Annotated in this window: 13 protein-coding genes; 4 read left to right on the plus strand and 9 right to left on the minus strand. The window is 66.6% G+C overall.

Annotation, left to right across the window (positions count from 1 at the left end; translation table 11 throughout):
• The first annotated feature begins 132 nt into the window (after positions 1-132).
• From IQ216_RS07445 to IQ216_RS07455, 3 genes are all read left to right on the plus strand, one after another.
• Positions 133-543, plus strand: coding sequence for a LapA family protein (locus IQ216_RS07445; RefSeq protein WP_186698387.1), 411 nt, complete (start codon positions 133-135; stop codon positions 541-543).
• 83 nt (positions 544-626) lie between these two features.
• The gene (locus IQ216_RS07450) at positions 627-1532 is read left to right on the plus strand and encodes a segregation/condensation protein A (protein WP_193814982.1); all 906 of its coding nucleotides are present in this window, start codon (positions 627-629) and stop codon (positions 1530-1532) included.
• A gap of 46 nt (positions 1533-1578) precedes the next feature.
• Positions 1579-2784: an NDP-sugar synthase gene (locus IQ216_RS07455; protein WP_186700071.1), complete on the plus strand. Its 1206-nt coding sequence runs from the start codon at positions 1579-1581 to the stop codon at positions 2782-2784.
• On the opposite strand, the gene IQ216_RS07460 is transcribed toward IQ216_RS07455, so the two are convergent.
• On the minus strand, positions 2781-3755 hold the full coding sequence (locus IQ216_RS07460; protein ID WP_228007263.1) for a methylenetetrahydrofolate reductase: 975 nt from the start codon (positions 3753-3755) through the stop codon (positions 2781-2783). The genes IQ216_RS07455 and IQ216_RS07460 overlap by 4 nt on opposite strands.
• Before the next feature lie 78 nt (positions 3756-3833).
• Here IQ216_RS07460 and IQ216_RS07465 point away from each other — a divergent pair, with 78 nt between their 5' ends.
• Positions 3834-4115, plus strand: coding sequence for a response regulator transcription factor (locus IQ216_RS07465; RefSeq protein WP_186698381.1), 282 nt, complete (start codon positions 3834-3836; stop codon positions 4113-4115).
• Positions 4116-4174: 59 nt separating this feature from the next.
• Here the strand turns inward: IQ216_RS07465 and IQ216_RS07470 are convergent, their stop codons facing one another.
• The 8 genes from IQ216_RS07470 to IQ216_RS07505 form a co-directional block, all read right to left on the minus strand.
• Positions 4175-4354, minus strand: a complete 180-nt coding sequence (locus IQ216_RS07470) for a hypothetical protein (RefSeq protein ID WP_193814984.1) — start codon at positions 4352-4354, stop codon at positions 4175-4177.
• Positions 4355-4364: 10 nt separating this feature from the next.
• Positions 4365-4982 (minus strand): CYTH domain-containing protein, encoded by a 618-nt coding sequence (locus IQ216_RS07475; RefSeq protein ID WP_193814985.1) that lies wholly within the window; start codon positions 4980-4982, stop codon positions 4365-4367.
• Between the two features lie 8 nt (positions 4983-4990).
• Positions 4991-5944 carry an NAD(+) kinase gene (locus IQ216_RS07480; protein ID WP_193814986.1) on the minus strand — a complete coding sequence of 318 codons (954 nt, stop codon included), beginning with the start codon at positions 5942-5944 and terminating at the stop codon, positions 4991-4993.
• 16 nt (positions 5945-5960) lie between these two features.
• Positions 5961-6290 (minus strand): NADH-quinone oxidoreductase subunit NuoK, encoded by a 330-nt coding sequence (gene nuoK, locus IQ216_RS07485; protein ID WP_186698373.1) that lies wholly within the window; start codon positions 6288-6290, stop codon positions 5961-5963.
• 101 nt (positions 6291-6391) lie between these two features.
• Positions 6392-6994 (minus strand): NADH-quinone oxidoreductase subunit J, encoded by a 603-nt coding sequence (locus IQ216_RS07490; RefSeq protein ID WP_193814987.1) that lies wholly within the window; start codon positions 6992-6994, stop codon positions 6392-6394.
• Positions 6994-7623: an NAD(P)H-quinone oxidoreductase subunit I gene (ndhI, locus tag IQ216_RS07495; RefSeq protein ID WP_186700069.1), complete on the minus strand. Its 630-nt coding sequence runs from the start codon at positions 7621-7623 to the stop codon at positions 6994-6996. The genes IQ216_RS07490 and ndhI overlap by 1 nt, the downstream gene beginning before the upstream one ends.
• 80 nt (positions 7624-7703) lie before the next feature.
• Complete coding sequence (gene nuoH, locus IQ216_RS07500; protein WP_228007264.1) at positions 7704-8888, minus strand: NADH-quinone oxidoreductase subunit NuoH; 1185 nt, start codon at positions 8886-8888, stop codon at positions 7704-7706.
• Between the two features lie 24 nt (positions 8889-8912).
• Positions 8913-10013 carry a citrate synthase gene (locus IQ216_RS07505; RefSeq protein ID WP_193814988.1) on the minus strand — a complete coding sequence of 367 codons (1101 nt, stop codon included), beginning with the start codon at positions 10011-10013 and terminating at the stop codon, positions 8913-8915.
• Positions 10014-10074 lie beyond the last annotated feature (61 nt).

Genomic DNA, 10074 nt, shown 5'->3' on the forward strand with positions numbered 1-10074 from the left:
GCCCGCCAGCCGCGTGATCCGTCAGCAGCTGCTGCAGGCCCCTCCCCTGCCCCTGCCGGCAGCCCCGGCCTGAGCCGTGACGGCGATCGGAATTGTGCGTAAGCTGCCGCCCACGCCCTGGGGTGGAGCGACATGAAACAGCTGAACTTCCTGCTGATCTTCAGCTTCGGCCTGGCCACGGTGATGTTCACCCTGGAGAACACGGCCGCCACCACTGTGCACTTCCTGCCGGGTCTCAACGCCACCATGCCGCTGGCCGCGCTGCTGCTGGTGGTGGGCGGCATCGGCGCCACAGCGGCCTGGGTGTTCGCGGTGTGGACCGGGGTGGTGCGCAAGGTGGAAGCCCTGCAGACCCAGGGCGAGTACGAGGCCCAGCAGGTGCGCATCCAGGAGCTGGAGAACGACCTGCAGCGCTACCGCGCCACCGTGGATGCCCAGTTGGCCCTGCTGCCCGCCGCCGGCGAGAGTTCCGCCCCTGGGCCCTCCCACGCCACTGAGGCCCCTGAGGCCATGGGCGCCGAAGACTCCAGCCTGGCCTCCTGATCAGGAGAGCTACCAACGGGGTGGTTGAGCATGGCCAACGCCGGTAGCGTGCCGACACAGACCTTTGGACCACCGGGACGGGATTGGCAGACGGCGGCGCCAGACTGGCCATCCGGCTCTTGCAGGATGCGGCCGTCCAGGGGGATCTCGATCCCTGGGACGTGGATGTGATTGCCGTGATCGACGGCTTTCTGGATCAGCTGCGCCAGCGCATCACCGTGCCCCGGCTGGTTTCAGCGGCTGGGGCCAGCCGGGGAGGCAGCTATGAGCACGACCTGGCGGAGGCCAGCGAGGCCTTCCTGGCCGCCTCGGTGCTGGTGAGCCTCAAAGCCGAGCTGCTCGAGGCCAGCACCCTGCCCCTGGAGGAACCGCTGGACGACGATTTCGACGCCGCCTTCGACGCCGAGGGGGCCGACTGGGGAGGTGATCCTGCCCTGCAACTGCCGCGACGGCCTGAGCGCCACCTCTGGCGTCGCCCAGTGGCGCCGCCACCCCTGCAGCGCCCGGTGACGCTGGGCGAGTTGATCCGCCAGCTGGAGGAGATCGCTGAGCGGCTGGAGCAGGAGCCTGCGGGCCCCAGCCGTCAGCGTCACCGCCCCCACCGCTACAGCGATCGGGCGGCGATCGCCCAGGTGACGAACCTGGCCCACCGGGAGAAGCTGCCGGAGACCACCGCCGCCCTCAGCCAGTTCATGCTGAGCTGGGACCCAGCCCACGACTGGGTCGACTTCGAGGAGCTCGTAGGCGCCTGGGCCGAAGCCCCCCAGCCGGCCGGGGCGGACGATGACCTGGACCGGGATCGGGTGGGGGTGTTCTGGGCCCTGCTCTTCCTCTGCCACCAGGGCAAGGTGGACTTGGAGCAGCCCGGCGGCCTGGGCGCCTGCCTGAGCCTGCGGCGCTGCGCGGCGCAGGCCCTGAGCGGCAGCGTGGCCCAGCTCTCAGCCGCAGGACCGGCCGCCCCGGCAGGGGTGGAGCAGCTGGTGGCCTGATCCTGCGCGTAAGGTGGGGCCCCCCGACCTCAGTGAGTACGCCCAGATGAAGGCGATGATTCTGGCGGCTGGCAAAGGAACAAGGGTGCGGCCGATCACGCACACCATTCCCAAGCCGATGATCCCCATCCTGCAGAAGCCCGTGATGGAGTTTCTGCTCGAGCTGCTGCGGCAGCACGGCTTCACCGAAGTGATGGTGAATGTGTCACACCTGGCAGAAGAGATCGAGAATTACTTTCGCGACGGCCAGCGCTTCGGGGTGGAGATCGCCTACAGCTTTGAAGGCCGCATCGAAGACGGTGAACTGATCGGCGATGCCCTGGGCTCCGCTGGAGGCCTCAAGAAGATCCAGAACTTTCAGACCTTCTTCGACGACACCTTCGTGGTGCTGTGCGGCGATGCGCTGATCGATCTCGACCTCACCGAAGCCGTGCGCCTGCATCGTGAGAAGGGCGCGATGGCGAGCCTGGTCACCAAGCGGGTGCCGAACGATCAGGTGAGCAGCTATGGCGTGGTGGTGACCGATGACGGCGGCAGGGTGCTCTCCTTCCAGGAGAAGCCTGCGTTGGCGGAGGCCGCCAGCAACATGATCAACACCGGCATCTACATCTTCGAGCCGGAAGTGCTCGATTTCGTGCCCAGCAACCAACCCTTCGACATCGGCTCGGATCTGTTCCCGAAGCTGGTGGCTGCTGGAGCGCCCTTCTACGCCCTGCCGATGGAATTCGAGTGGGTGGACATCGGCAAAGTGCCCGACTACTGGCAGGCCATCCGCAGCGTGCTCCAGGGCAAGGTGCGGCAGGTGCAGATTCCCGGCAAAGAAGTGCGGCCTGGGGTGTACACCGGCCTGAATGTGGCCGCCAACTGGGATCGGATCAGGGTGGAGGGGCCGATCTACGTGGGCGGCATGACCCGCATCGAAGACGGTGCCACGATCATCGGGCCGGCCATGATCGGCCCCAGCTGTCAGATCTGCGAAGGCGCCGTGATCGACAACTCGATCATCTTCGACTACTCCCGCATCGGTCCCGGCGTGCGCCTGGTCGAGAAGCTCGTGTTCGGTCGCTACTGCGTGGACCGCAACGGCGATCACTTCGACCTCCAGGAGGCCGCCCTCGACTGGCTGATCACCGATGCCCGCCGCCAGGACGTGCTGTCGCCGAGCCCGCAGCAGAAGGCCCTGGCGGAACTGCTGGGCAACGATCTCACCCTCAACCAGGACCTGGTTCAGCCGCAGCGGGGCCCTGGCTAGGACGACACCTCCCTGCCCAGGGCCACAGCGGCAGGGGGAGGCGGAGCCGCCGAAAGGCCGTGGTCGCCGTGCTCAAGCCCTGCAGCCGGCTGCAGCGGAGCAAGCCCGGCCTGGGCGAGGATTCTGGGGATGAGCGCTTCCGCCTTGATCGCCATCACGTGAACCCCCTGGGCGATCTCCAGATAGCTGGCCACCTGTTCCGCAGCGATGGCCACCCCTTCCGCCGCAGGATCGGTCGCAGCGGCCAGACGATCGATCAGGCGCTGGGGAATGTTCGCTCCGGGCACCACCCGGTTGATGAACAGCGCGTTCTTCGCCGACTTGAGCAGAAACACACCGGCCAGCACCGGCAGCCCCAGGGGGGCGGCGATCTCGTCGACGAAGCGGCGCAGGGCGGTGGCATCCGTCACCATCTGGGTCTGCACAAAGCGGGCCCCGGCACGCTGCYTGCGGCGCATGCGGCTCTGAAGGCCGCTCCAGCTGGGGCTCTGGGGGTCGGCGGCCGCTCCGGCGAAGAACGCGGTGCCGCCATCCGGCAGCAGGCCACGCACCGGGTCCTGAGCGCTATTCAGCTGGGCCACCAGCTGCAGCAGCCGCACCGATTCGAGCTCATTCACGGGCCGGGCCCCGGGCTGATCCCCAGCCCTCACCGGGTCCCCCGTGAGGCAGAGCAGATTGCGCAGGCCGAGGGCGTGGGCCCCCAGCAGATCGGCCTGAAGGGCAATGCGGTTGCGATCGCGGCAGGCCATCTGCAGCACGGGCTCCAGACCGATGTCCAGCATCAGACGGCACAGGGCCAGGCTGCTCATCCGCATCACTGCCCTGCTGCCATCGGTCACGTTGATGGCGTGCACCCAGTGGCGCAGCGCTGCGGCAGCGGCCAGGGTGCGGCTGGGGTCTCCTCCCCGCGGCGGAGTGACCTCAGCCGTGATCGCCGGTTGCCCGCTGGCCAGGGCCTGTTGGAGCAGCAAGCCAAGCTTCCCATCGCAGGCCCCATCATGCGGCAGGGGCCTGCCTAGAGTGAAGAAGTGCCTATGGGCCTGGCGGAGATGGGCAGAGAGCTCCAGCAGCATCAGCCCCAGGAGCGCAACCTCTCCGAGCGGGAACTGGAAATCATCTCCCTGGTGGCGGAAGGGCTCACCAATCAGGAGATCGCGGGCCTGCTCACGATCAGCAAGCGCACCGTGGACAACCACGTGAGCAACATCTTCACCAAGACCGGCGCCAAGAACCGCGTTGCCCTGCTGAACTGGGCGATGGATCGGGGCAAGATCTGCCGTGATGGCTTCAACTGCTGCTCACTGGAGCATCAGCCTGACGAGGAAAGCTGAGCAGGTCTCAGCATGAGCGGGCAGTCCGCACCCCGCACAGGGTTTCGGGAGCCCCTGCCTCAGACCCCCGCCAAGGCAGCCTGGGGGGTGCTGGCAAGGGAGCCGCCCACCAGCACCGCCACGCTCTCGAGGCTGTAGCTGTCCTCAGGCAGCGCGAAGAGCTCGGCGTAGGCGAGACAGTCGTCCCGGTCCCGGCCAGCAAAGCGCAACACACCCTGGCTGTCGTAGAGACCGAGCACGCCCAGCTCCTTAAGAAAGTCTGTTGATTGTATCCGATGCCACCGCCCCCCTGTGCAGCCAGTGCGGCAGGCTCCGGCGCCGTTCAGGGCTCCAAGCCTGCAGGGGCTCACGGGCCAGGGCGGCATTGCTGAGCTCGTGGCGCCCGGTCACCTCCTGGGCGCACCAGGGCGGCAGGGGGGGCAACTGGTCAGCCGACGCAAGCTCCACCTCCGCCAGCACCAGGGGGGCATTGGCCGCTTCGAACACATCCACCACCCAGTCACCACCAGGCAGGGCGAGGTGGTAGCGCCACTTCCTGATCTGGAAGGGGGCCAGGGCCAACAGGGCCTGGGCATCGGCGAGAGGGATGGCGTACTCGAACTCCTGCCGCACCAGGCCATCGGGCTGCCCCGGGACTTCCCCAGGCAGACCAGAAGCCCCGCCGGCCGCCAGCGGAGCCTTGAGGGTGAGCCAGGCCTCGGCAGGCTCTCCCCCCAGCGCATCCTCCGCCCTGCTGGAGCGCACCCGCAGGGTGAGTCCACCGGGGCCGCTCACCAGGTAGCCCTGCAACAGATGGGCTCGCCCAGTGATGTGCTGGCGCCACTCGTCACCGTGCACCAGGAACCGACGCTCGATCTCCAGGGCCATGGCTGGGGTCAGTTGTGGGAGGGTTCGCCGGCAATCAGGCTGCCAGCCCAGTGCAGCTTGTGGGTGAGGGTGCGGTAATAGGAGGGGCTGCGCTCCAGCACGAGCATCAGCGCCGGATGGCCCGAGCGCTGCACCAGGGCCCGGTCACCCGGCTCCAGGGTGGTGGCCTGGGCTCCGTCCTGCCAGAGGTTGACCCGGCGGCTCGACTCCCCCAGGGGCCACACCGACAGCTGGGCCCGGGGGGGCACCACGAGGGCGCGGCTGGAGAGGCTGATCGGGCAGATCGGCGTGACCACGATCGCCTCGATGCCGGGATGCAGGATCGGCCCACCGGCCGCCATGGCGTAACCGGTGGATCCGGTGGGGGTGGCGATGATCAGCCCATCGCCGCGGAACTGGTCCACCACCTCACCATCGATCTCCAGCTCCAGCACGCAGGTGGGCGAGCGTTCATCGAGGCCTGGACGGAAATAGACGTCGTTGAGGGCGAGATGGGTCAGCTCCGCGGCCGCCTCAACACCATCACCGCGATCGATGTGGGCCTCCAGCATCATGCGCTGCTCCACCGCGAAGGCGTCTTCGCGCAGGATGCTCCAGAGGCTGCGCGGGTCATCGGAGGCGGTGCCGCGGCGTGGGGCCTCGCCATCGAGACGCAGCAGGTTGCGGTTGTGGGTGAGAAAGCCCAGGTGACCGCCCACGTTGAAGCAGAGGATTGGAATGGCCAGAGGAGCCAGGTGGCGGGCGGCTCCCAGCACCGTGCCATCACCGCCCAGCACGATGGCCAGATCCGGCAGTTCAGGCTCGGTGGCCAGCAGTCCCGGGAAGGGGTTGTTGACGGGGCCACTGGTGGCCATGGTCACGGTGGCTCCCTGGCTGCGCAGGTCCTGGGCACAGCGCTGGGCCTGGCGCTGGGCAGCCTGGCTGCCGGCTCTGGCGATCAGCCAGATGCGATCGAGCCGCATGGGGAGAGTTCAGGGATCACCAGCGCAGCAGGTTGAAACGCTCCATGTCCACGGTTTCGCGGTTGCGGTAGAGCGAGAGCAGGATCGCCAGACCCACCGCAGCCTCTGCAGCCGCCACGGTGATCACGAAGATCGCGAACACCTGGCCACGGATCAGCTCACCATCGAGATAGCTGGAGAAGGCCATCAGGTTGATGTTCACCGCATTCAGCATCAGCTCGATGCTCATCAGCACCCGCACCGCGTTGCGGCTGTTGATCAGCCCCCACACGCCGGCGCAGAACAGCAGAGCCGCCAGCACCAGGTAGGCCTGAAGAGGAATCGTGGCGGAAAGACTGGGCTCCATGGTGGGGTGATGGTGACGGAGGGGGGCTGAGCTAACGCTGAATGGGGTGCCAAGACTGGGGCCATGATGCCGGCATCAGAGGGTCGACCGGTCGGTCCAGCTCAGGACGACGACTTGTCGAGCAACAGGGGATAACGGGACTGCTCGATCAGCTCCTGATCAGCGGCCTCACCGGTGGCGATATCGGAGCTGAACACATCGCGCCTGGCTAGAACGATGGCACCGATCATGGCCATCAGCAACAGCACGGAGGCGAGCTCAAACGGCAGCAGATAGTCGGAGAAGAGGTGCTCACCGATGCGGATGGTGGCCTCCTCACCGATCGGCGTGGGACCAGGCAGGTTCCAGGGCGTGGTGACGGCCACCCGGAAGAGCAGGGCAAACAGCCCGCCGCAGACCAGGCCCGACAGCCCCCGGCGCAGAGCCAGGCCCTTGATCACGGTGAGATCCTCCCGCTTGTTCACCAGCATGATCGCGAACAGGATCAACACGTTCACGGCGCCCACATACACGAGCACCTGGGCCGCTGCCACGAAGCTGGCATTGAGCATCAGGTAGAGCCCGGCCACAGAAAGGAAGACGCCAGCGAGCAGGAAGGCGGAATAGACGATGTTGGGCAGCAGCACAACGCCCAGGGTTCCGGCCACCAGGGTGCTGGCGAGGATGGCGAAGCAGATGAACTGGGTGCTGGAGGCAATGGTCATCAGCTGTCACTCTCCGAAGCGGGCTTGTCCTTGGGGGCCGGGGCTGAGGCTGGCATCGCAGCGAGCACCTGCTCAGGCAGCTGCCCCGCTCGTGGCGTGGTGTCGGGCACGCCGTGGGGATCCATTTCTCCCTTGGGCAGGTAGGCGAGCTCCCGCAGGGCCACCACAGCGGGGTCACTGGTGACGCTGGTGGGCAGGCGTCCGAGCGCCACGTTGTCGTAGTTGAGGCTGTGGCGGTCAAAGGCGGAGAGCTCGTACTCCTCCGTCATCGAGAGGCAGTTGGTGGGGCAGTATTCCACACAGTTGCCACAGAAGATGCAAACTCCGAAATCAATCGAATAATTACTGAGCTCTTTTTTCTTGGTGGCTTTGTTCATCGTCCAATCCACCACAGGCAGATTGATTGGGCACACCCTCACGCATACTTCGCAGGCAATGCACTTGTCGAACTCGAAATGAATGCGGCCGCGATAGCGCTCCGAGGGGATCAGCTTTTCGTAGGGATACTGCACCGTGACCGGCCTGCGGCGCAGGTGATCAAAGGTGACCGCCAGCCCCTGGGTCATGTATTGGGCGGCACCCACCGCATCGCGGCTGTAGTCGCCGACTTTTTTGAGAAACCCGAACATGCGCTTGAAGGCGGTTGGACGACGGGGCTGGTCTGGTCGAAGCACGACCATGATGACTCAGGAGAGCCGAAGCTGAAGGTTCAGCCGCCGAAGACGGCGGGGAAAGCCAGCTTGAGACCAGCGGTGACGAGCAGGTTGACCAGGGCGATCGGCAGCAGGAACTTCCAGCCCAGGTCAAGGAGTTGGTCGATGCGCACCCGGGGGGTGGTCCAGCGCAGCAGGATCGCCAGGAACACCAGCAGGTAGGCCTTCAATACGGTCATCACGATCCCCACAGACCCCGTGATCACCTGAACCAGTGGCGCATCGATCGGCTGACCCAGCCAGCCCGCCAGCCATTCCACCGGCAGCGGGAAGCCCCAGCCCCCCAGGTAGAGCACCGACACCAGCAGGGCCGAGAGCACCAGGTTGATGTAGCTGCCCAGATAGAACAGGGCGAACTTCATGCCGGCGTACTCGGTCTGATAGCCAGCCACCAGCTCCTCCTCCGCCTCGGGGAGATCAAAGGGAAGGCGCTCGCATTCGGCCAGCACGCAGATCCAGAAGATCACGAAGCCCACGGGCTGGCGCCAGATGTTCCAGCTGAGGATGCCGGCCCCGTTCTGCTGGGCCACAATGTCCACGGTGCTGAGCGAGTTGCTCATCATCACCACGGCCAACACGGCCAGGGCCAGCGGAATTTCATAGCTGATCGACTGGGCCGCCGCCCGCAGGCCACCCAGCAGCGAGTACTTGTTGTTGGAGGCGTAGCCGCTCATAAGCAGGCCGATCGGCTGGATGGAACTCAGGGCAATCCAGAGGAAGATGCCGATGCCCACATTGCTGATCACCAGGTGCTCGCCGAAGGGCACCACCAGCCAGCTGAGAATCACCGGGATCAGCACCAGCACCGGGCCGAGGGTGAACAGCAGGCCGTCGGCCCGGGCGGGAATGATGTCTTCCTTGAACAGCAGCTTGAGGCCATCGGCCATGGGCTGCAGCATCCCCAGGGCTCCGGCATATTCGGGGCCGATCCGCTGCTGCACGGCGGCGGAGATCTTGCGCTCCAGCCACACGTTCACCAGCACCCCCACCACGGCGGCGACCAGCACCAGCAGCATGGGCAGGGGCAGCCAGAGCAGGTGCGCGGCCCCTGGGCTGAGGCCCAGACCCTGGAGCAGAGCAACGAAACTGGCCTCGAGATCAAGGCCAGGACCAGGTGGGAGGGCGGTGGCCGGGACGAGCCCCAGCACCGAGGCCAGACCTGGCCCTGAGGGGCTCAGCATGACGGCGTCTCAGATCGCAGCAACTTAGCGGGCTTCCAGGGGGATCCACTCACGTGGTGCAGACCCGGTGTAAATCTGCGACGGTCGGAAGATGCGGTTTGCACCAAGCTGCTCCTTCCAGTGGGCCAGCCAACCGGCCGTGCGGGCGATGGCGAAGACGGGGGTGAACAGGTCGCGGGGAATGCCGAGCTTGCGATACACGAGGCCGGAATAGAAGTCCACGTTGGGGTAGATGCCCTTCGGGCCCAGCCGGGAGCTGGCCTCCTCCTCCACCTTGCGGGCCAGGTCGTAGAGGGGATCGTGGCCGAAGCGGTCGAACAGCTGCTCGGCCAGCCCCTGCAGGATCACGGCGCGGGGGTCCTTCACCTTGTATTCGCGGTGACCGAAGCCCATGATCTTCTGCTTCTCGGCGATGGCCCGGTCGAGCCAGGGCCCCACCCGCTCCTCGCTGCCGATCGCTTCCAGCATGGCCAGCACGTCCTCGTTGGCACCGCCGTGCAGGGGACCGGCCAGCGTGCCCACCGCCGAGGCCACCACGGCGTAGGGATCGGTGAGGGTGCTGGCCGTCACCCGGGCGCTGAAGGTGCTGGCGTTGAGGCTGTGCTCGGCGTGCAGGATCAGGCAGGCATCGAAGATGCGGGCCGCCAGCGGGTCGGGCTCCCGCTCCATGAGCATGTAGAGGATGTTGGAGGCAAAGGCGAGGTCGTCGCGGGGCTGGATCGGGTCCTGGCCTTTGCGGATCAGCTGGAACGCCGCCACCATGGTGGGGATCTTGGCGATCAGCCGCACCACCGCCTCGGCGATGTACTCGGGGTTGTCGAGGGCGCGCCGCGAATAGAAGAGGCCCAGGGAGGCCGCGCTGCTCTGCAACGCATCCATCGGGTGGCCGGTGGCCGGGAAGCACTTCATCATGTCGCGGATGCGGAAGCTCACCCGGCGGTGCATCTGCACCTCCTGCTCGAACTGGCGCAGGCCTTCGGCGGTGGGCAACTCGCCCCAGATCAGCAGGTAGGTGGTTTCCAGAAAGGAGCTGTTGGCCACCAGGGTCTCGGCGTTGAAGCCCCGGTAGGTGAGCCGCCCGCGCTGACCGTCGATATCGCAGATGGCCGACTGGGTGGCGGGCACCCCCTCAAGACCAGGGCGAAACGGCGGTGGGCCCGGCTGATCGGTGACGCCGGCGGGTGGG

Source organism: Cyanobium sp. LEGE 06143 (assembly GCF_015207535.1).
Classification (GTDB): domain Bacteria; phylum Cyanobacteriota; class Cyanobacteriia; order PCC-6307; family Cyanobiaceae; genus NIES-981.